This is a genomic window from Mycobacterium sp. SVM_VP21, assembly GCA_024758765.1.
Lineage (GTDB): Bacteria > Actinomycetota > Actinomycetes > Mycobacteriales > Mycobacteriaceae > Mycobacterium > Mycobacterium heraklionense_C.
Genome location: CP101406.1, coordinates 850,078 through 871,327, shown reverse-complemented (window position 1 = coordinate 871,327; position 21,250 = coordinate 850,078). Strand labels below are relative to the sequence as shown.

15 protein-coding genes are annotated in these 21,250 nt (G+C 66.8%); 4 read left to right on the top strand and 11 right to left on the bottom strand.

The window, feature by feature from the left end:
* Positions 1-28: 28 nt before the first annotated feature.
* The gene (gene pstS / locus NM962_04315) at positions 29-1,135 is read left to right on the top strand and encodes a phosphate ABC transporter substrate-binding protein PstS (protein ID UVO13363.1); all 1,107 of its coding nucleotides are present in this window, start codon (positions 29-31) and stop codon (positions 1,133-1,135) included.
* Positions 1,136-1,244: 109 nt separating this feature from the next.
* Entirely contained in the window at positions 1,245-3,260 is a 2,016-nt protein-coding gene (locus NM962_04310; GenBank protein ID UVO13362.1) for a serine/threonine-protein kinase PknD, read from the top strand.
* Positions 3,261-3,326: 66 nt separating this feature from the next.
* On the opposite strand, the gene pstA is transcribed toward NM962_04310, so the two are convergent.
* From pstA to pstS (NM962_04295), 3 genes are read right to left on the bottom strand one after another with little or no spacing between them, the layout of a single operon-like run.
* Positions 3,327-4,241 carry a phosphate ABC transporter permease PstA gene (pstA, locus tag NM962_04305; GenBank protein ID UVO13361.1) on the bottom strand — a complete coding sequence of 305 codons (915 nt, stop codon included), beginning with the start codon at positions 4,239-4,241 and terminating at the stop codon, positions 3,327-3,329.
* The gene (gene pstC, locus NM962_04300; protein ID UVO13360.1) at positions 4,238-5,170 is read right to left on the bottom strand and encodes a phosphate ABC transporter permease subunit PstC; all 933 of its coding nucleotides are present in this window, start codon (positions 5,168-5,170) and stop codon (positions 4,238-4,240) included. Before pstC ends, pstA begins: the two co-directional genes overlap by 4 nt.
* A gap of 26 nt (positions 5,171-5,196) precedes the next feature.
* A complete protein-coding gene (gene pstS / locus NM962_04295; protein ID UVO13359.1) occupies positions 5,197-6,312 on the bottom strand; it encodes a phosphate ABC transporter substrate-binding protein PstS in 1,116 nt (371 codons plus the stop codon).
* Between the two features lie 250 nt (positions 6,313-6,562).
* Here pstS (NM962_04295) and hrpA point away from each other — a divergent pair, with 250 nt between their 5' ends.
* Complete coding sequence (gene hrpA / locus NM962_04290) at positions 6,563-10,468, top strand: ATP-dependent RNA helicase HrpA (protein UVO13358.1); 3,906 nt, start codon at positions 6,563-6,565, stop codon at positions 10,466-10,468.
* Here hrpA and phoU read toward each other — a convergent pair.
* The 5 genes from phoU to NM962_04265 all read right to left on the bottom strand — a co-directional run bounded on the left by phoU (position 10,457) and on the right by NM962_04265 (position 16,552).
* Positions 10,457-11,125: a phosphate signaling complex protein PhoU gene (gene phoU / locus NM962_04285; protein ID UVO13357.1), complete on the bottom strand. Its 669-nt coding sequence runs from the start codon at positions 11,123-11,125 to the stop codon at positions 10,457-10,459. The two genes, hrpA and phoU, sit on opposite strands and share 12 nt — an antisense overlap.
* A gap of 54 nt (positions 11,126-11,179) precedes the next feature.
* Positions 11,180-13,450, bottom strand: coding sequence for an LCP family protein (locus tag NM962_04280; GenBank protein ID UVO14545.1), 2,271 nt, complete (start codon positions 13,448-13,450; stop codon positions 11,180-11,182).
* A 183-nt stretch (positions 13,451-13,633) separates the two neighbouring features.
* Positions 13,634-14,719: a tRNA dihydrouridine synthase DusB gene (gene dusB, locus NM962_04275; GenBank protein ID UVO14544.1), complete on the bottom strand. Its 1,086-nt coding sequence runs from the start codon at positions 14,717-14,719 to the stop codon at positions 13,634-13,636.
* A 137-nt stretch (positions 14,720-14,856) separates the two neighbouring features.
* Complete coding sequence (locus NM962_04270; GenBank protein UVO13356.1) at positions 14,857-15,858, bottom strand: acyl-ACP desaturase; 1,002 nt, start codon at positions 15,856-15,858, stop codon at positions 14,857-14,859.
* 109 nt (positions 15,859-15,967) lie between these two features.
* Entirely contained in the window at positions 15,968-16,552 is a 585-nt protein-coding gene (locus NM962_04265) for a TetR/AcrR family transcriptional regulator (protein UVO13355.1), read from the bottom strand.
* A gap of 367 nt (positions 16,553-16,919) precedes the next feature.
* On the opposite strand from NM962_04265, the gene NM962_04260 reads away from it, so the two are divergent.
* Positions 16,920-18,350: an aldehyde dehydrogenase family protein gene (locus NM962_04260; GenBank protein ID UVO13354.1), complete on the top strand. Its 1,431-nt coding sequence runs from the start codon at positions 16,920-16,922 to the stop codon at positions 18,348-18,350.
* Between the two features lie 13 nt (positions 18,351-18,363).
* On the opposite strand, the gene NM962_04255 is transcribed toward NM962_04260, so the two are convergent.
* The 3 genes from NM962_04255 to NM962_04245 are packed head-to-tail and all read right to left on the bottom strand — an operon-like array spanning position 18,364 to position 20,546.
* A complete protein-coding gene (locus tag NM962_04255; GenBank protein UVO13353.1) occupies positions 18,364-19,425 on the bottom strand; it encodes an LLM class flavin-dependent oxidoreductase in 1,062 nt (353 codons plus the stop codon).
* A complete protein-coding gene (locus NM962_04250; GenBank protein ID UVO13352.1) occupies positions 19,425-19,928 on the bottom strand; it encodes an SRPBCC family protein in 504 nt (167 codons plus the stop codon). The genes NM962_04255 and NM962_04250 overlap by 1 nt, the downstream gene beginning before the upstream one ends.
* A gap of 12 nt (positions 19,929-19,940) precedes the next feature.
* On the bottom strand, positions 19,941-20,546 hold the full coding sequence (locus tag NM962_04245) for a TetR/AcrR family transcriptional regulator (GenBank protein UVO13351.1): 606 nt from the start codon (positions 20,544-20,546) through the stop codon (positions 19,941-19,943).
* Between the last annotated feature and the right edge of the window lie 704 nt (positions 20,547-21,250).

The following is a 21,250-nucleotide window of genomic DNA, read 5'->3' as shown; positions in this document are numbered from 1 at the left end:
TTCCACGCTGACTGCCGAAGGAGTGCCGTTGAGGATCAACCGATTCGGTATCGTCTCGAGTCTGCTGGCGACTGTACTGCTGATGGTGGTGGCCTGCGGTGGTGGCGAATCGTCGTCGGCCTCGGGGTCGGGCTCCTCGGCGGTGCAGTGCGGCGGCAAGAAGAAGCTGACTGCGAGCGGCTCGACGGCCCAGGCGCACGCGATCGAGCAGTTCGTCTATGCCTACATCCGGGCCTGCCCGGACTACACGCTGGACTATCGGGCCAACGGATCTGGCAACGGTATCGCTGAATTCGCCAGTGGGCAAACCGAATTGGCCGGATCTGACTCACCGCTCGATCCGTCCAACGGTGAGCCGCAGCGGGTGGCGGCGCGGTGCGGTTCGACGCCCTGGCATCTGCCGACCGTCTTCGGTCCGATTGCCGTGACCTACAACATCGGCGGCGTCAACGAACTCGACCTGGACGGCCCCACGATGGCCAAGATCTTCAACGGCACCATCACCAAGTGGGATGACCCCGCGCTCAAGGCCCTCAACAAGGACGCGGCGTTGCCTGCCGAGCCCATCCACGTCGTGTTCCGCAGCGACGACTCGGGAACCACCGACAACTTCCAGAAGTACCTCGACGTCGCCTCCGACGGTGCCTGGGGTCGTGGAGTGGGCAAGGCCTTCAATGGTGGTACCGGTGTCGGCGCCGCCGGCAACGACGGCACCTCGGCGATGTTGCGGAGCACCGAGGGCTCGATCACCTACAACGAGTGGTCCTATGCGGTGGGGCGCGAGCTCAACATGGCCCAGATCGTCACCTCGGCGGGCCCGCAACCGGTGACCATCTCTGTCGACTCGGTGGACAAGACCATCGCCGGCGCCAAGTTCAGCGGCGCCGGAAACGATCTGGTGGTGGATACCTCGTCGTTCTACAAACCGACTGTGGCGGGTGCCTACCCGATCGTGCTGGTGACCTACGAGATCGTCTGCTCCAGATACCCCGACCCGGCGACGGCGCAAGCGGTCAAGGCGTTTATGCAAGCGGCGATCGGCGACGGACAGCAGGACCTGGACCAGTACGGCTATATTCCCCTACCCCCGGAATTTACGTCGAAATTGAAGACGGCGGTCGACGCTATTTCCTGATCGTCGAGATCTGCGGCGATCCATTTTCACTGGTAATCTTTGGTTAATCTTCTGTTCACCGCAACAGTTGATCGCTTGATGCCAATTCTGACCGGGTGAATGGAGCGTCGTGAACGATAACGGACCGGCTTCCCAGGTGGGTTCCCAATTCGGTCCTTACCGGTTGCTTCGGCTGCTGGGGCGAGGTGGCATGGGTGAGGTCTATGAGGCCGAGGACACCCGCAAGCACCGATCGGTCGCACTGAAGCTGATTGCCCCCGTGCTGTCGGGCAATCCGGCATTCCGAACCCGGATGCAGCGCGAGGCCGACGCGGCAGGCCGGCTTACCGAGCCGCATGTGGTGCCCATCCACGACTACGGCGAGATCGACGGTCAGATGTTCGTCGAGATGCGGCTGATCGACGGCAATGACCTCGGCATGGAGTTGCAGCGGTCCGGCCCGCTGCCCCCGGCGCGAGCCGTGGCGGTGATCGAACAGGTGGCCGCCGCCCTGGACGCCGCGCACGCCGGCGGAATCACCCATCGCGACATCAAGCCGGCGAACATCCTGCTCACCCGGGATGATTTCGCCTACCTGGTCGATTTCGGGATCGCCCGCGCCGCGGCAGATCCCGGCCTGACGCAGACCGGAATGGCGCTGGGCACCTACAACTACATGGCGCCAGAGCGGTTCAGTGGGGCCGAGGTCGACTACCGTGCCGACATCTATTCACTGGCCTGTGTGCTGAGCGAGTGTCTGAGCGGTCAACAGCCGTACCGGACCGAGACCATCGAACGACTGATCGCCTCCCATCTGATGGAGCCCGCCCCGCGGCCCAGTCAGCTGCGGCCGGGCGTGGTGCCGGTCGGATTGGACCAGGTGATCGCCAGGGGGATGGCGAAGAATCCGCGGCAGCGATACAGCAGCGCCGGCGACCTGGCACGTGCCGCACACGACGCGCTGACCACCGCAGAGCAGCATCAGGCCGCGATGATCGTCCAGCAGGGCGGGGTGGCCACCCGAATGGCCAGCGCGGTCGGTGCCGCCACCAACGGCGGCGGGAGCTCTCCCGCCAACGGCTACCGCCAAACGCCGGCCAGCTACGAACACCGCGCCTACGCGAACTCCTACGACCAACCGCACGAGCAGACTCAGGTGCGTCCCGCCATCACCGGTTGGCGGGACCGGCCGGCGCAGCAGCCCGCGGCAGCCGCACCGGCTTTTGCCGCCGAGGCAAAGAACCGCAGAGATCGCCGATGGCTGGTGCCGGCCGCGGCTGCCGCGGCGCTGCTGGTAGCAGTCGGTGTGGGCGGCTACGCGGTCACCCACCATTCGGAGAAATCTCCCGGGGCGTCGGCGTCGGCGAACGGACAGAGTGTGTTGCCCTTGGAGGGCCTGAGCTTCCGGCTCTCCCCGGGCGGGTTGGCGCTGGACAGCAGCGGAAACGTCTACGTCACCAACCAGAGCATGTACGGCCGCGTGGTGAAGCTGGAACCGGGATCGAAGACTCCGGTGATGCTGCCGTTCACCGGGCTCTACGAGCCGCAGGGCGTAGCCGTCGATCGGGCCGGCGCGGTGTACGTCACCGACTTCAACAATCGGGTGGTGAAGCTGGACCCGGATTCCCACGTCCAGTCCGAGCTGCCGTTCACCGGGCTGAATTATCCGGAGGGCCTGGTGGTGGACAAGGACGGCAGCGTCTACGTCGCCGACCGGGGTAACAACCGGGTGGTCAAGTTGCCGGCTGGCGCAGACGCCCAGGTGGTGCTGCCGTTCGCCGGGTTGCACAACCCCGACGACGTGGCTGTCGACTCCTCCGGCAACGTCTACGTCACCGACACCGACAACGATCGGGTGGTGCGGCTCGCCGCGGGATCCAATACCCAGAGCGTGCTCCCGTTCACCGGTCTCGATGCACCGTGGGGCGTCACCGTTGACGGGGCCGGCAACGTCTTCGTCACCAACCACGACAGCCACACCGTGCTGAAGCTGACCGCCGGGTCCAATACGCAGACGAAGTTGCCGTTCACCGGGCTGAACACTCCGCTGCAGGTCGTGGTCGGTGCGGACGACGCCCTTTACGTCGCCGACCGGGGCAACAACCGGGTGGTGAAACTGGTCGGCGGCACGGAACCGCTGGGTTAATTTCGCGGCTCCAACTTCGCTTCTCCTGCGTCGAAGCTCGCTGAACCGCGGGGTTAATAGTTTGGTTCAGCGATCGTGGACCGAGGTGAGCCGAGTCGCCACGGCTGCCACGATCGCGCTCATCGCGACCAGGATGATCAGCGTCAGCGCCGCACCCCAGACCCGGGCAGCCCCAGCCGCCTCCGGATTCCCCAGCTCGGAGTAGATCAGCAGCGGCAGCGAGGCCATGTTGTCGTGAAAGATGTCGTAGTTGATCGAGCGGCTGTAGCCCACCAGCACCAGTACGGGGGCGGTCTCACCGATGATCCGGGCGATCGACAAAAAGATTCCCGACAGAATCCCCGAGAGCGCGGTGGGGATGACGATGCGCAGGATGGTCTTCCATCGCGGCACCCCCAGTGCGTAGCTGGCCTCCCGCAGTTCGTCGGGGACCAGACGCAGCATCTCCTCGGTGGAGCGCACCACGATCGGCAACATCAGCAGAGCCAGCGCCAGCGACACCGCGAACGCACTCTGCTCGAATTTGAGGGTGGCGATCCACAGGCTGAAGACGAACAGCGATGCCACGATCGAGGGCACCCCGGCCAGCACGTCGACCATGAAGGTGGTCAATCGCGCCCACCGGCCGCCGCCGTACTCGATCAGGTAGATCGCCGTCATAAGACCCAGCGGTACCGCCAGCACCGCGGCCACCCCAGCCTGCACCACGGTGCCGTACAGCGCGTGGTACACCCCGCCGGCGAATTCTTCGGGTAGGACGCCGCGTAGTGAGTGCGTCCACCAGCTGAGATTGCTGATTGCGTGCCAGCCGCGGGCTACCACGACCCAGAGCAGCCAGACCAATGGGACCGCCGCGACGCCGAACGAGGCCACGAACGCGGCCGTGGCAATCTTGTCCGTCAACCGGCGCCGCATGCTGAGGTGATGGCGGCGCTGTGGCACCGATGGTTTGACCGGTGCGTCGAGCACTTGGGCGGTCATCCGTTGACCTTGCCGCCGGCCACCGCGCGAGCGGCGGCATTGACGAAGAATGTGAGTGCGAACAATGCGAACCCCGCGGCGATGTAGGCGCCGGTCGGCAGTGGGGCGCTGAACTCCGCGGCCGCCGACGCGATTTTGGATGCGAACGTGTACCCGCCGTCGAACAGCGACCAATTCCCAGGCTTCGCCGCGGCCCGCAGAATGATCAGCATCGCGACCGTCTCGCCCAGCGCCCGCCCCAGGCCCAGCATCGCCGCGGCGATCACGCCGCTGCGGCCGTAGGGCAGCACTGCCATGCGGACCACTTCCCAGCGAGTGGCGCCCAGGGCCTGGGCGGCTTCGATGTGGGCGAAGGGCGTCTGACGAAACACCTCCCGCGAGACCGAAGTGATGATCGGCAGGATCATCACCGCCAGCACGATGCCCGCGGTGAAGATCGTGCCACCGCCGGCCAGTGACACGTTGCCCTGATGGAACAGGAACAGCCAGCCCAAGTGGCTTCGCAGGAATCGCATCAACGGCACCAGCATCGGCGCCAGCACGAAGATCCCCCAGAGGCCGAAGATGATGGACGGCACCGCTGCCAGCAGGTCGATCACCACGGCAAAGGGTCGGGTCAGCCGCCGGGGCGCGTACTGGGTGAGGAAAATCGCGATACCGACCGAAATCGGCACCGCCAGCGCCAACGCGAATACCGAGCTCAACACCGTGACCATCAGCAGGTCCCGGATGCCGAACGACAGGTCGTCGGGATCGTTGGTGTTGAACTCGGGGCTGGTGAAGAAGTTCGCGTTGTTGGCGAGCAGCGACGGGACAGCACGCACCAGCAGGAAGATCGCGATCAGCGCGATCGCCACCACCACGGTCGATCCAGCGGCGACCGCGGCCGCCCGGAACAGCCGCTCGCCTCTCGGCGAGCGGCTGTTCATCAACGGCGTCGATGGGTTCCCGGGTGTCACGAGATGGCGTCGACCGCGGACGCCAGGCGAGCCTTGAAAGCCTCGGGGATCGGAACGTAGCCGTTGTCGGCCAGGCCGCTCTGGCCCGCGCCGATGGTGGACTTCAGGAACAACCGCACCGCCGTGCCGACATCCGCCTCCGGGTACTTCGAGCACACCACCTCGTAGGTGGCGAGCACGATCGGGTAGGAACCCGTCTGAGTCGGCTGGTAGAACGACGCCGTGTCGAGCACCAGGTCATTGCCTTGCCCCTTGATGGTGGCACCGGCGATGGTCTTGCCGACCGACTCGGTGCTGATCGCGACCGGTTCGGGGCCGGCGGAGGTGACGATCTGGGCGGTGGACAGATTCTTGGCCTGGGCGAATGACCACTCGTTGTAGGTGATCGCCCCCTCGGTGGAGGAGATGGCTCCGGCCGTGCCGTCGTTGCCCTTGGCGCCTTCGCCGACGCCACCATTGAAGGACTTGCCAGTGCCCTTGCCCCAGGCCCCACCGGAGGCGGCATCCAGATACTGCTGGAAGTTGTCGGTGGTCCCGGACTCGTCACTGCGGAACACCACGTGGATCGGCTGGGCCGGCAGCGTGGCCGTCGGGTTGAGCGCCTTGATCGCCGCGTCATCCCAGCTGGTGATGGTGCCGTTGAAGATCTTCGCGGCGGTCGGGCCGTCGAGGATCAGCGTGTCGACGCCGGGGACGTTGTACGTGATGGCGATCGGGCCGAACACCACCGGCAGGTTCCATGCCGGCGATTCGCAGCGCTGCTGCGCCTGCGCATAATCGTCGGTGCCCAGTGGGACGTCGGAGCCGGCGAAGTCGGTCTGGCCGCCGACGAACTCCCGGATACCGGCGCCCGATCCGTTGGCGGTGTAGTTGACGTTGTGGTCCGGACACTGGTCGATGAACGCCTTGACGAACCGGGCCATCGCGTTCTGCTGCGCGGTCGATCCGCTGGCCTTGAGCGTGTCCGTGCCGCCGCAGTTTCCGCTGGCAGCCGCCGAGCTCGAGGTTGTCTTCTCACCGGTGTCGGTGTTCTTGTCGCTGCCGCACCCGGATAACACCAATGCGCCGGTCGCCATAATGCCGAGCGTCGTGCCAATTCCGTTCAGTTTCACATTGCCCTTTCGCAGACAAATTAGGGTGATGACCGCTTGCGCGGCATCACCGGATCAACCCGGCCGACAATTCGCAACAATCACATGCTCGCCGGGTCACTTCTCCATTTAATGCGGCGAACGAAGGTTACGGTAGGGTGAACAGCCATGATCTAACGGTGGAATTCTGGTGGAATTCAGATGACGCTGATATGGACTGGCTAAATGCCAGATGACAGGCAGGTCGACCCCGGCCCGTAAGCTTCGCGAAGTGGTCGAACCGTCCGTCGCGCAGTTGCGCACGCTCCTCGATGAGCTGACCCTCCGAGACGCGGCCTACTTCGGACGGCGCCTGAAGGACCTGCGTGGCGGAACGCCCGAGCAGGTGCGAAAGCTGGCCGAGCGGATGGGCGAGGCGCAAGCGCTGGTTGCCGCGCGGCGCGCCGCGGTGCCGGACGTCAGTTATCCCGACCTGCCGGTCAGCGGCCGCCGCGACGAGATCGCCGCGGCGATCAGGGACCACCAGGTCGTGGTGGTGGCCGGCGAGACCGGCTCAGGTAAGACCACCCAGCTGCCTAAGATCTGCCTGGAGCTAGGCTGCGGCATCCGCGGCACCATCGGCCATACCCAGCCGCGGCGGCTGGCCGCCCGCACCGTTGCTCAGCGCATCGCCGACGAATTGTCCAGCCCACTAGGCGATGTCGTCGGGTACGCGGTCCGGTTCACCGACCGGGTGTCCGATCGGACCCTGATCAAGCTGATGACCGACGGCATCCTGCTCGCCGAACTCGAACGGGACCGGCGGTTGCTGCGCTACGACACGCTGATCATCGACGAGGCGCATGAGCGCAGCCTCAACATCGACTTCCTGCTCGGCTACCTGCGCGAGTTGTTGCCGCGCCGCCCCGATCTGAAGGTGATCATCACCTCGGCCACCATCGAACCTCAGCGTTTCGCAGCGCACTTCGGGCACAGTGGCGGGGGAGCGCCGATCGTCGAGGTGTCCGGCCGCAGCTACCCGGTGGAAATCCGTTATCGACCACTGGAGCTGCCGGTCAACGCCGATGCCGGTGATGACCCGGATGACCCGGATCAGGAGATCATCCGGACCGAGACCCGCGACGAGATCGAGGCGATCGTCGATGCGGTGCACGAACTGTCCGCCGAACCGCCCGGCGACGTCTTGGTATTCCTGTCGGGCGAGCGCGAGATCCGCGACACCGCAGAGGCTCTCGGCGGTCTGACAAACACCGAGATTCTGCCGTTGTACGCGCGGCTGTCCACTGCCGAACAGCAGAAGGTGTTCGCCCCGGCGCGCGCCGGCCGGCGGATTGTGCTGGCCACCAACGTGGCTGAGACTTCGCTGACGGTACCGGGCATCCGCTACGTGATCGATCCGGGCAACGCGCGTATCTCCCGCTACAGTCGCCGGCTGAAGGTTCAGCGGCTACCGATCGAACCCATTTCGCAGGCGTCCGCCTCGCAGCGCAGCGGCCGGTGCGGTCGCACTGCCCCCGGTGTGTGCATCCGGCTCTACAGCGAAGCCGACTTCGACGCCCGACCGCGCTACACCGACCCCGAGGTGCTGCGCACGAACCTGGCCGCAGTGCTGTTGCGGATGGCGTCGCTGCGGCTGGGTGCGGTGGAAGACTTCGGCTTCCTCGACCCGCCCGACTCGCGCAGCATCCGCGACGGGGTCGCGCTGCTGGTCGAGCTCGGCGCATTCACCGCGCAGGGAGCGATCACCGATGTCGGCCGCCGGCTGGCCCGGCTGCCGGTGGACCCGCGGTTGGGCCGGATGATCCTGGCCGCTGAGACCGAGGGCTGTGTGCGCGAGATGCTGGTGCTCGCCGCCGCCCTGACCATTCCCGATCCCAGGGAGCGGCCAGTCGATCGGGAGGAGGCGGCCCGAGCCAAGCATGCCCGGTTCGTCGACGACGATTCCGACTTCACGGCCTATCTCAACTTGTGGTCGTATCTGTCAGATCAGCGGAAAGTTCTGAGCGGCAGTGCATTTCGCCGGATGTGCCGCAATGAGTTCCTGCACTATCTGCGGATCCGGGAATGGCAGGATCTGGTAGGTCAGCTGCGCAGCATCGCAGCCGATATCGGCATCCGTGAATCCGGCGAGCCCGCTCAGCCGGCTGCTGTCCACGCGGCGTTGCTGGCCGGGTTGCTGTCGCACGTCGGGATGCGGCGTGACGACGGTCGGGAGTTCGCGGGCGCGCGTAACTCGAAGTTCGTGCTGGCGCCGGGTTCTGCGCTGGCCAAACGACCGCCGCGCTGGACGATGGTCGCCGAGCTGGTGGAGACCAGCCGGCTGTTCGGGCGGACCGCGGCGCGCATCCAGCCGGAAGCCGTCGAGCGGGTCGCGGCAGACTTGGTGCAGCGCAGCTACAGCGAACCGCACTGGGACGCCAAGCGCGGCGAGGTGATGGCCTTCGAAAAGGTGACGCTCTACGGACTGCCACTGGTGGCGCGCCGCAGGGTCGGCTATGCCCGGGTGGAGCCGGCGGTGGCTCGCGAGCTGTTCATCCGGCACGCGCTGGTGGAGGGCGACTGGGTGACCCGGCACCGATTCCTCGCCGACAACGCCGCGCTGCGCACCCAACTGCAGGAGCTGGAAGACAGGGTCCGTCGTCGCGATCTGATCGTCGACGACGACACCATGTATGACCTCTACGACGCGCGCATTCCCGCCGAGGTGGTCTCGGCACGGCACTTCGACGGCTGGTGGAAGAAGCAGCAGAAGGCCACACCCGAGCTGCTGACCTTCTCCCGCGATGAGTTGCTGCGGGCCGACGAGTCACTCGGGGCTGATCGCCCGGACAGTTGGGCGACTGCCGATCTCGAGTTGCCGCTGAGCTATCGCTTCGAACCGGGCGCCGCCGACGACGGGGTCACCGTCCACGTGCCGATCGATGTGCTGGCACGCCTCGGCGGCGACGAGTTCGCCTGGCAGGTACCGGCGCTGCGCGAAGAGCTGATCACCGCACTGATCCGGTCCCTGCCCAAGGACCTGCGACGTAACTTCGTCCCGGCCCCCGACACCGCCCGTGCGGTGCTGTCGGCAATCGGGCCGGGCGAGCCGCTGCTGGAGTCGCTGGTGCACGAGCTTCGTCGCCGCACCGGTGTGTTGGTCCCGATCGACGCCTTCGACCTGACCAAGCTTCCCGCGCACTTGAGGGTCACCTTCGCCGTGGAGGGTGCAGATGGCACCGAGGTGGCTCGCGGCAAAGACCTCGGGGTCTTGCAGGATCGACTGGCGGCCTCCGCCCGCGAGGCGGTCGCGGATGCGGTCGGCGCGGAGCTGGAACGCAGCGGCCTGCGCAGCTGGCCGGACGACTTGGACACGCTGCCTCGGGCCGTGCAGCGGGTGGTGGCTGGGCGTGCCGTTCGTGGCTTCCCGGCTTTCGTCGATGCCGGCGACACCGCGCAGCTACGAGTGTTCTCCACCGAGGCGCAGCAGCGGTCCGCGCTCGTACCCGGTATCCGCCGGTTGCTGCGCTGCGCTGTTCCGTCGCCGGTCAAAGCGGTCGAACGTCAGCTGGATTCGCCGACACGGCTGATGCTCAAGGCGAATCCGGACGGGACCCTGGCGGCGCTCATCGACGACTGCGCCGACGCCGCGACCGATGCCTTAGTACCGACGCCGGTGTGGACCCGCGACGAGTACATCGCGTTGCGCAACCGGGTGGCCGCCGCGCTGGTGCCGACGACCGTTGACGTGGTGACTCGAGTAGCGCAGGTGCTGGCCGCGGCCCGCGACACCCAAGTGGCGCTGCCGGCGCAGCCGCCGCCCGGCCAGGCCGAGGCGATCGCCGACATCGTCGGCCAGCTGGATGCGCTGCTGGCGCCCGGTTTTGTCACCGCCACCGGCCGGGCACATCTGGGGGACCTCACCCGCTATCTGACCGCCGTCCGTCGCCGGGTGGAGCAGCTGCCCCGCGCGTTGCAGGCCGACCGGGAACGGATGGCACGGGTGCACGCGGTGCAAGACGCCTACCGGGACCTTTTGGCGACCCTGCCGACGGCGCGCCATCGCGATAACGACGTGCGCGACATCGCGCGCCAGATCCAAGAGCTACGGGTGAGTCTGTGGGCTCAGCAGCTCGGTACCCCGCGCCCGGTCAGCGAACAGCGCATCTACCGGGCGATCGACGCGCTACTCGCTTGACGGCAGGGTGTGCTCGTCGGGGAACTTGCCGGTCGCCTGGAAGATCACCCGACGAGCGACTTCGACGGCGTGGTCCGCGAACCGCTCGTAGAACCGCCCAAGCAGCGTCACGTCCACGGCGGCGGCCACTCCGTGCCGCCACTCCTTGTCCATCAGCACCGAGAACAGGTGCCGGTGCAGGTCGTCCATCGCGTCGTCTTCTTCGCGGATCCGGGCGGCCTTCTCCGGGTCGCGCGACAGCAGCACCTCTTGGGCGCTGTTGCCTAATTCGACTGCAAGCCTGCCCATTTCGGCGAAGTACCCGTTGACCTCTTCGGGCAGTGCGTGTTGCGGGTGGCGGCGGCGGGTGATCTTGGCGACGTGTAGGGCCAACGCGCCCATCCGGTCGATGTCGGCCACCATCTGAATGGAGCTGACGATGGCGCGCAGGTCCCCGGCGACCGGGGCTTGCAACGCCAACAGCACGAAGGAGCTTTCCTCGGCGCGGGTACTCATCGCGGCGATCTGCTCGTGATCGGTGATCACCTGCTCGGCCAGCATCAAGTCGGCTTGCAGTAGGGCCTGTGTGGCGCGCTCCATTGCTGCCCCGGCCAAGCCGCACATCGTGCCGAGCTGTTCGGCCAGATCCGAGAGTTGCTCGTGGTACGCGGTTCGCATGCCCTCAAGACTAACCGTGGACCGCGATTCGCGCGGGTTGGGCGGGAGTGGGCGCTACTCGCAGGTGGTGTCGGCGGCGTTGGTGACGGTCAGGTCGTCGGGCAGTTCGGTCGGTTCGACGCTGGCACCGCGGTTGAGTTGCACGCTGACCTGCGAACCGCTTGCCGCCGGCTTGGTCACGGCGCGGAAGTCTGATCCCAGGACAACGCGGACGATGCTGCCCAGTCCGGTGACCCGCTCGATCGGCGCGCCTGACAGCGCCGAGGACACCGTGGCGGCGGCCTGCTCGTTTCCGGGGGAGTACAGCACCTTGGTGGCCTTGACGGTGCCGGGGTAGTCGTCGGCATTGTCGACGTTGAAGCCCCACTGCTGCAGGCCCTCGGAGGTGGCGCCGGCCAGGCCGGACTGCTCGGTGGCGTTAGACACCCGCACCGTGACATCGGCGGGTGAGGTCGTGACCGCGTGCACCTGCTCGCTGAGCGGCTTGACCGCCGGGGCGGCCGGTGAGCCGGGCAGGGACGTGGACGGGGTCGTGGGGTTGGCTGCCGCCGCCGTGGTTGGGGCCGAGGTGGCGTTGTGGTCGTTCTCGCCGGGCAGAGGGTCGTCGTTGATGATGGCGTCGAACAGTGCCCGCACGTCGTCCATCCGGGGGACCTCGTCGCCGTTCTCGTCGGTCTCACTGGTCGGCACCGTGACGAAGGTGATGTGCCCGGCGGCGACCTTCTGCAACGACTGGCCGAGGTTCACCAGGTCCTTGGTGGTGACGTTGTCCACCGAGCTGTCGCCGATGAACATGTTGACCACATTGTTGAGCTTGGTCGGCGAGAAGAACGTGTTGGTGGAGATCAACGAACGCAGCAGCGACGACAAGAACAGCTGCTGGCGTTTGATGCGCCCGTAGTCGCCGTTGTCCTCGGTGGTGACGTGCCGGGCCCGCACGTAGTTCAACGCGGTCCCGCCGTTGACGCGCTGGCGGCCGGAGTCCTCCAGGACGCTGCCCAGGACAAGGTCGTACAGCGGGCTGGGGGTGCACACCTCGACGCCACCCAGCGCGTCGACCATCTTGCCGAACCCGACGAAGTCGACGGCCATGAACCGGTTGATCGCCAGTCCGGACAGTTTCTGGATCTCCTTGACCAGACACTTCGGCCCGCCGAAGGCGTACGTCGAGTTCAGCTTCGTCTCGGTGTAGACGGTGTCGTCGCTGTAGGTTCCGGTTTCCTCGTCGTAGATCGGTCCGTACGCGCCGGTCACGGAGTTCCAGACCTCGCACTGGATCGGAGTGATCGCCAGGTCGCGGGGGAATGACACCACCACCACGCGTTTACGGTTCGCCGGGATGTTGACCAGCATGATCGTGTCGGAGCGAGCTCCCTCGGCGTCCTCGGTGCTGCCGGCGCCGATGTCGCTGTTGGCGCCGGCGCGGGTGTCCGCGCCGACGATCAGGAAGTTCTCGTCGCCGTACTGGCCGGCCGCATCGAGAATGTCGTGCGAGTTGGGGTCCAATGCGCTGACGTGGTTGAGGCTGCGGTTTTTCGACGAACTCCACTGCCAGGCCGACCCGGTCAGCACCAGGGCGAGGATCGCCATCATGGCCGCGGCCGCGCGGCCCGCGAGTTTCGCCCGGTGGTGGGGCCCGTGCGGGGCCGGTTCGGTGTCCGCCGGCGGTGCATGGCGAGGCGGCTCGATCCGACCCGGCGGTTCAGCGAGGCTCGACGGAGGAGAGTCGAAGCTGGGACCGCCGTACAAACCCGGCGGTTCAGCGAGGCTCGACGGAGGAGAGTCGAAGCTGGGACCGCCGTACAAACCCGGCGGTTCAGCGAGGCTCGACGGTGCCCACTCGTCCCAGTCGGGTGCACCGACCGGCTCGAGTGACGTGCCGTGAATACGGTCGAGGTCGGGCACTTCCGACGGGTAAGCCACGGCGGAGATGTTGGGCATCGGGGCCGGTGTATCGGCGAAGTCGGGCGCTGAATAGTCGGCTTCCGGCTTGGATACGCCGGCGGGCTCCACCGGCTCGAAGGGCGCGACGAACGCGGCCACTTCGCGACTCTCGGGCGGGGCTGAGGTGGCCCGGCGCTGGCTGCGCCCACCGGAAGGCGGCGGCTCGGCGTTGACCTTGGCGATCAGGTCGGCGACGCTCACCGACCCGTTGCGGCGCCGGGAGGCGTTTCGCCGGTGTGGGGCGGGGGCGTCCGCAGCCGAGTTCTGCCAGCGTTCCCAGGGCGCGGGCCCGGGCGGGGGCATCGTCATCAGCTGATGGTCGCCATCGTCGTGGCCCTCCGGCGCCCCGCGGCCAGGAGTGGCGTTATCGCCGTCACTCATGTCCTCAAGGGCCTCCGAGTCCTCGGTACCGGCGCGCGTCGTTCGCACGTCGGTGCGGTACGGATGATCGGCATTGGTCTCCGCACCTGGATATGCTCCCGCAGAGACGATCCCTGCCTGGGGCAATAAGGTACTTATTCTACTGAGAACTTTCCAGACACGCGATGTCGACAAAGTCTCATTTCAGCCACCCGAGTGCATAATGTCCGCGCCGGCCGGCACCGCACAGTCATCGGGGTCGTCCAGCCACCCTTCGGGCAGGGTGACCTTGGCCGGCGAGCCCTGTCGCCCGCGAGGGCCGGTGGCGGCCGCGGGGAAGGGGACCGAGCCGTCCAGCTGCTTGAGCAGTTCGTCGAGCTCGGACAGGGTGGTCACCATCGCCAGTTCGCGCCGCAGCTCGGAACCGGCGGGGAATCCGTGCAGGTACCAGGCGACATGCTTGCGGATCTCGCGCATGCCCTTGTCCTCGCCGAAGTGCTGGGCCAGCAGTTCGCCGTGGCGGCGGATGATGTCGGCGACTTCGCCCAATGTGGGTGGGGTCGGTGTGGGCCGGCCCGCGAAAGCCGCCGAGAGCTCGCCGAACAACCAGGGGCGACCCAGGCATCCGCGGCCGATCACCACCCCGTCACAACCAGTCGCCGCCATCATGGCCAGGGCATCGCCGGCTTCGAAGATGTCGCCGTTGCCCAGCACCGGAATCGAGCGGACCTGCGCTTTGAGGGCCGCGATCTGCTCCCAGTCGGCGGTGCCGGAGTAGCGCTGCGACGCGGTCCGCGCGTGCAGGGCCACCGCTGCGGCCCCTTCGGCCTCGGCGATGCGTCCGGCGTCCAGGTGGGTGTGGTGGGCGTCGTCGATGCCGATCCGGAATTTCACGGTCACCGGAATGTCGGTGCCGGCCGTGCCACGCACCGCCGCGGCGACGATGTTGCCGAAGAGCCGGCGCTTGTAGGGCAGTGCCGACCCGCCGCCGAGACGGGTCACCTTGGGCACCGGGCAGCCGAAATTCATGTCGATATGGTCGGCCAGCCCCTCGTCGGCGATCATCTTCGCCGCAGCGTAGGTGGTGTCGGGGTCGACGGTGTAGAGCTGCAGCGAGCGCGGTGACTCCTCCGGCGCGAACGTGGTCATGTGCAGGGTGGCGGGGTGCCGTTCGACCAGTGCACGTGCGGTCACCATCTCGCAGACATAGAGCCCGCTGACCGTTCCTGCCCGGGATTGTTCCAGTTCGCGGCAGAGCGTGCGGAACGCGACGTTGGTAACGCCGGCCATGGGGGCCAGCACCACGGGGCTGGCAAGCGGAAGCGAACCGATCCGCAGCGCGGGCTGTGCCTCCACCAGATCTCGCGGAGACTGCGATCGCGGCGCAGCCGGGTGACGCAGGTCGCCGCCGTTGCCTACGCCACCGACTACGACGCTGATGGCTCCAACACCTTCTTGGCGGCGCGCTTCTCGGCCATCTTGGCCTCCCGCTCGAGCCGGCGTTGCTTGGCCAGCTCGAACTTCTCGCACGTCTCGTCCAGCTCGGCGACGATCTTGGCGATCCCCTCCTGGTAGCGGGCCGCTTCGCCGCTGAAACTCCGCTCGAGGATGCCCCACTTCTTCAGCACCGGCATCACCACGTCGTCGCGGTGGATCATCGGGTCGTAGACGCCGCCGACCGCGATGATCACGGCCTTGCGGCGGAACTCGGGCACCACGAAGCCGGGCATCTGGAAGTTGGCCAGCACCCGGTGCAGCGAGCGCATCGCCTGTTCCGGCGCGATGTCGAAACCGACGGCGCTGACATCGCGGTAGAAGATCATGTGCAGGTTTTCGTCGTGCGAGATCCGCGCCAGCAGCTGGTCGGCGATGGGGTCGTTGCAGGCCTGGCCGGTGTTGCGGTGCGAGATCCGCGTTGCCAGCTCCTGGAAGCTGACATAGATGACGGAGTCGAACAGGCTCTCAGCGAAGAGGTCGCCGGAGACCTGGTGGTTCTGGCCCGGGCTGAAGCCGCGGTTGACGGTCTCCATCCGCAGTGTTTCCAGTTCGATGGGGTCGCAGTTGCGGGTAACCACCAGGTAGTCGCGCAGCGCGATGCCGTGGCGGTTCTCCTCAGCGGTCCAGCGGTTGACCCAGGTGCCCCACGGAGCGTCCATGGTGAAGTTCATCGCGATCTCGCGGTGATACGAGGGCAGGTTGTCCTCGGTCAGCAGGTTCTGCACCATTGCCGTCCGGGCGACTTCGGACAGTTTCGACTGCTCGGGATGCCAATCCTGCCCGCCGAGCGCGTAGTAGTTCTTGCCCTCCGACCAGGGAATGTAGTCGTGGGGGTTCCAGTCCTTGGCCATGGAGAAGTGTCGGTTGATGAGTTTTTCTACGACGGGCTCGAGCTCGTGCAGCAGCTCCACGTCGGTCCATTCCCGCGTCATGCCAGCTCCCCAGATATCTGTGTCGACTAGTTGCAGGCAATATATCTGTGTCTGTCGGTAGCATCAAGTTTTCACGGCGCGTGTTTGGGTGTGACGTTGTGGCCCGCGCCTAGCGCACGATCTGCGCGCTGAGCAGCATCTCGACACAAAAGTCGATGAATTGGCTGCGGCTGGCCTCGAGTCGGCCGTTCAGGTAAGCGGCGAACAGGGTGGTCAGCGCGCCGATCAGCCCGGTGGCCACCATCTGCTGGACCGCCGCATCGTCGATACGAGTCAGGGTGCGTTGCAGCATCTCGATGAAATCCGGCATCCACTTGGCGCCGGCGCTGGTCAGGATCGGCTCCCGCTCCGGGGCCAGTAGCAGCACCCGGCCGCGAGCCGGGTCATCGACCATCAGGGTGATGAAGCATTCCACGCCTTCCCGGGGGTTTCGGGCCGACAGCAGCGCCGTCAACGCCCGCGTGCATACGTCGTCGTATACCTCGCGCACAAACTCGTCACGATCGGCGAAGCACTCGTAGAAGTAGCGCTCGGTCAGCGCGGCCGCGCGACAGACCGATCGGACGGTCAGCGTGGGCCCCCGTGCATCACCAAGCAGTTGCACCCCGACGGCGAGAAACTCGTTTCGGCGCAAGGCCTGGCGCTCTGCCAGTGGGACCCCGGACCAGCGGCCCCGGCGTTGACTGGAAGACACTGCGCATCTCCCCTCAGCTCGATCTGGCAACGTGCGTACTCAAACTCGGCAAACCCTCAATGTGGGTTCCATCATGACGCAAGGTGTTTCGGGCAAGTGTTCGCCCCGCCGGGACGCGTCGACCGGCGACGCTGAACCGGCACGGCTACACGCGTCGCATTGGTCCAGACAATAAGGTCGGTCGATGTGGTGCAGACGACATTCGGCAGAATGTGTGATGCAGGCTACGGTCGGATGGTGCTGTCGATCCGCGACGTCACCGAATCGGTGATCGTCCCGGTGCTGCCCGACGGCTACGCCGCGCGCATCCGGTACAGCTTCGGGATGGCGCAGAAAGACGGAATCGCCCAGTCGAAAGAGTGTTGTGATGCGCGAATGCACCCAGTTCTACATCGACGGCCGGTGGGTGGACCCGGCCGAAGCAAGGACCCTCGACGTCGACAACCCGGCCACCGAAAAGGTCTGCGGGAAGATCGCGCTCGGCACGGCGGCAGACGTCGACCTCGCGGTGGCCGCGGCCCGGCGGGCCTTTGACAGCTGGCCGCACAGTAGCCGCGCGGAGCGGCTGGATCTGCTGCAGGCGATCCTCGCCGAATACCAACGGCGCAGCGGCGACCTGGCTGACGCCGTGAGCGAGGAGATGGGGGCGCCGCCCAGCCTGGCCGCCGGAGTCCAGGTCAATCTCGGGGCCGGTCATCTCGTCACGGCGATCGATGTGCTCAAGAACTTCTCGTTCAGTGAGCAGCGCGGCAACACCTTGGTGGAGCGCGACCCGATCGGGGTATGCGGTCTCATCACACCCTGGAACTGGCCGCTGAACCAGATCGCGGTGAAGGTCTACCCGGCGTTGTCCACCGGCTGCACCATGGTGCTCAAACCCTCTGAGGTCGCGCCGTTCTCGGCGTACATCTTCACCGAGATCATGGACGCCGCGGGGGTTCCGGCCGGCGTGTACAACATGGTCAACGGGGACGGGCCCGGGGTAGGCGTGGCACTATCGCGGCACCCGGATGTCGACATGGTGTCGTTCACCGGCTCCACCCGTGCCGGCGTCGCGGTGGCCGAGAACGCCGCGCCGACCGTGAAGCGGGTGACTCAGGAGCTGGGCGGCAAGAGCGCCAACATCGTGCTCGACGACGATGCCTTCGTCGACAGCGTCACCGCCGGGGTGTCGACCATGATGGTCAACTCCGGGCAGAGCTGTAACGCGCCGTCACGGATGCTGGTGCCGAACTCGCGGATGGACGAGGCCATCGCGATCGCCCACGCGGTCGCCGAACAGGTGAAGGTCGGTGACCCCGCCGATCCGAAGGCGATTGGCCCGGTGGCGTCAGCGGCGCAGTTCGCCATGCAGGGCCTGATCGAGCAGGGCATCGCCGAGGGAGCCACGGTTGCCGCCGGCGGCGCCGGCCGGCCCGCCGGGCTGGACACCGGCTACTTCGTCCGGCCAACCGTCTTCGCACATGTGACGAACCAGATGACGATCGCCCGCGAGGAGATCTTCGGCCCGGTGCTGTGCATCCTCGGCTATGACGACCTCGACGAGGCCGTCGCGATCGCCAACGACACCGAGTACGGTCTGGCCGGCTACGTCTCGGGCGCCGACATCGACGCCGCGCGAGGAATCGCCCGCCGGATCCGGGCCGGCTGGGTCGCGATCAACCACGCCTTCGACCTGAACGCACCGTTCGGCGGCTACAAGCGCAGCGGCAACGGCCGGGAGTGGAGCGACGCCGGATTTCACGAATACCTCGAGACCAAGAGCACCTTGGGCTACGGGGTAGGCGCCGCCGACTGAGATTCGTTGGCCGTCATCGCCCGTTGCGGGTGATCGAGTGCACCAGCTCGATCGCGGCGCCCAGCGTGGCGATCCGATCTTCGAGGGTCTCGCCGGCCGGATAGACCCGCACGGTGTCCACGCCGGTGTCGCTCCAGACTTGTAGGCGATCGCGAACCATTGCGGGGGTGCCAATCAAGGTGGTGGCCAGCACCATCTCGTCGGTGATCAGTGCGGCGGCGCCCTCCCGGTCGCCGGCCTGCCAGCGTTGCTTCACCGCGGCAGCGACATCGGACCAGCCCTGGCGACTGTAGGCCTGGTTGTAGAAATTGGTAGTGGCCGAACCCATTCCACCCAGGCTGAAGGCCAGCTCGGTCTTGCGGCTGTCGATCAGTTCCTTCAGATGCTTCTCGTCGCTGGCGAATGACACTTCCGCGCCCTGGCAGATGTCGAGGTCCGCTCGGCTGCGCCCGGAGCGGGCCAGACCGCTGTCCAGGTGGGCGAAGTAGGCCGCCTCGGCGCCCTCCGGCACGAAGCTGGTGCCCAGCCAGCCGTCGGCGACTTCGCCGGTCAGCGTCAAGATCGCCGGGGTCAGGCTGGCCAGATACAGCGGGATCTGGTGTTCGGCGCGCATCGACAACCGCATGGGCTTGGTGGCCGAACCGAGGCGGGGGATCTGGAACTGTTTGCCGCTATAGACGATTCGCTCTCCGGCGATCGCCTGCCGGATGATGTCGATGGTCTCGCGCATCCGGCCGAGCGGCCGGTCGAAGGACTGACCATGCAGCCCCTCGATGACCTGCGGGCCCGAGGCGCCCAGACCGAGCAGGAACCGTCCCCCGGACAGGTTGGACAGTGTGATGGCGGCTTGGGCAATGGCGACCGGAGTGCGAGTGGACAGTTGGATGATCCCCGATCCCAGCAGCATTCGGTCGGTGCACGCGGCGTAGTAGCCCAGGGCGGAGACCGCGTCCGCGCCCCAGGCCTCGGCGACCCAGCAGATGTCCAGGCCCATCTTCTCGGCCTCGCGGACCAGCAGCTTCTGGTGCTCCCAGCTGCCGACGCTGGCCGCTTCCAGCGTGATGGCCGCGCGCATCAGTGCTCGGCCCGCTGTTTGAGGTGATCAAGGGTGGCCGTCATACCTGCCTCGAACTCGCGCAGCCGTACGAACACGATCTTCTGTTCCTTGTCCGGCATCGCGGCGATGGCCAGCGAAAGCCCGGACGGCGCGGGGCCCAGCTGCATCCATTCGGTCAAGCGGGTGCCGGTGCCCTCCGGGGCCAGGCTCAAACGCCACGACGAAGTGGGATTGTCGGGATCGCTGACGGCCCAACCGAATACGGTCAGCGGTTCGAACTCGACCACTTCGGAGGTCGTGGACCATTCCCCGAGGGCGGGGTGCCGGTTGTATCCGGTGAACCGAGCGCCCAGCCGGGGCCCGTCACCGTCGGCCCATTCGACGCGCTGGAGTTCCTGACTGCTCTCGGCAACGGCGTGGATGTCGCTGGCCACTTCCCAGACACGTTGGGGCGGGGCATCGATCCAGGTGGACACCTCCACCGTCGGTGCGTCGGCGTATACGGCTCCGGTCCACTCCATGGCGGGCTCCTCTCAATTGCTGCCCGGGTGACTGGCCGGGTTGGCGGTATCGCAGAACAGGATTCGGGCGGATACCAGCACCCGCAGTTCGCCGGCGACATCCTCCAGCGGCTGCAGGCTCGCCTCGGTGCGGCACATGATGATCGCGCCCTGCATCGCGGCGATGCACATGGTCGCCACCCGGCCCGCCGCGTCGGCGTCCAGCCCGCTTGCCACGAAGCAGTCGATCAGCCGTGTCTTCCAGGCCACAAAGATCCGTTCGGCGTGTTGGAGCAGCGGTGACTCCGGCGCGGAACTCACTGCGGCCGACACCACCGGGCACCCGGCGGTATAGCCGGTCTCGGTCAGCATCTTTCGCCAGAAGCCGGTCAGTCGATCGAGCACCGCGATCGGGCCTCCGGCTGCGGATCCGGTGATGAGCGAGTCGATCGCGTCGCCGCCCAGTTGAACGGCTTCGTCGAGGATCTGGGCACGCCCGCCCGGAAAGTGGTGATAGATCGAGCCGCGGGGCGCCCCGCTGCGGCTTAGTAGGGTGTCCAGGGTGATCCCGTCTGCGCCGCGCTCGCGCAGCAGTTCCACGGCGGTCAGCACCATCGCCTGCCGGGTGTCGCGCGCCATTGGCCGATTATGACGATCGACATAATCGAGGGTCAAACCGGGGGTAGTTGCGCTGGAATGCGGCGGATTTGTCGCGAGATCACCGGCAGATTATGAAGTACTGCATATCCTGCTCGTCGACTCCGCGCTCAGGGAGGGCATTAGGTGAACCACCTGTCGAGTGCATCCGGCAATCCAGTGGTGGTGCTTTCTCCCACCCAGGCGACGTGGCCGTCGGGTCGGACTAGGACGGCATCTGGAGTCGCGACTTGGCCGCTCACGGGGAGCTTCCAGATTCCGCTGTATTGGACGTTCACCGCTGTAATTCAGTTCGACCAGGGCGTGTTGTCGAAGTCCGAGTCTTGGTCGCCGAAGGTCAGCAGGACACCTCGGGCCTGATGCAGAAGGGTGAATAGTCGGGCGGGACCGGAGGGCATTTGGAGGTCGAGGTCTGGCATGCGGCGGCCGAGCAGCGGGTGTCCTAGCGCCGGCCGGGCCCAACCGGGCCGGGGCCAACCGGGCCGGGGCCAACCGGGCCGGGCCCGGCAGGGCCGACGCCGGCGGGGCCGATCACGCCGCCAGGTCCGATCGGTCCGCCAACGCCGATGCCGAACGGTCCGACAGGGCCGACGATCGGATGCGGGTCTACGCCCCCGGGTTCGCACCGATTTGTCTCTGCATTGAAGTACATGCCGTAGCCGCAGCCGTCTAGAGGTTCGGCCCGG

What these genes read in the sequence shown, in the direction of transcription:
- phoU (UVO13357.1), bottom strand. Translation starts at nt 11,125, where the DNA reads ATGCGAACCGCGTACCACGAGCAACTCTCGGATCTGGCCGAACAGCTC.
- NM962_04260 (UVO13354.1), top strand. Translation starts at nt 16,920, where the DNA reads ATGCGCGAATGCACCCAGTTCTACATCGACGGCCGGTGGGTGGACCCG.
- pstC (UVO13360.1), bottom strand. Translation starts at nt 5,170, where the DNA reads ATGAACAGCCGCTCGCCGAGAGGCGAGCGGCTGTTCCGGGCGGCCGCG.
- dusB (UVO14544.1), bottom strand. Translation starts at nt 14,719, where the DNA reads ATGGCCGGCGTTACCAACGTCGCGTTCCGCACGCTCTGCCGCGAACTG.
- NM962_04270 (UVO13356.1), bottom strand. Translation starts at nt 15,858, where the DNA reads ATGACGCGGGAATGGACCGACGTGGAGCTGCTGCACGAGCTCGAGCCC.
- NM962_04280 (UVO14545.1), bottom strand. Translation starts at nt 13,450, where the DNA reads ATGAGTGACGGCGATAACGCCACTCCTGGCCGCGGGGCGCCGGAGGGC.
- NM962_04245 (UVO13351.1), bottom strand. Translation starts at nt 20,546, where the DNA reads ATGGCGCGCGACACCCGGCAGGCGATGGTGCTGACCGCCGTGGAACTG.
- NM962_04250 (UVO13352.1), bottom strand. Translation starts at nt 19,928, where the DNA reads ATGGAGTGGACCGGAGCCGTATACGCCGACGCACCGACGGTGGAGGTG.
- NM962_04255 (UVO13353.1), bottom strand. Translation starts at nt 19,425, where the DNA reads ATGCGCGCGGCCATCACGCTGGAAGCGGCCAGCGTCGGCAGCTGGGAG.
- pstA (UVO13361.1), bottom strand. Translation starts at nt 4,241, where the DNA reads ATGACCGCCCAAGTGCTCGACGCACCGGTCAAACCATCGGTGCCACAG.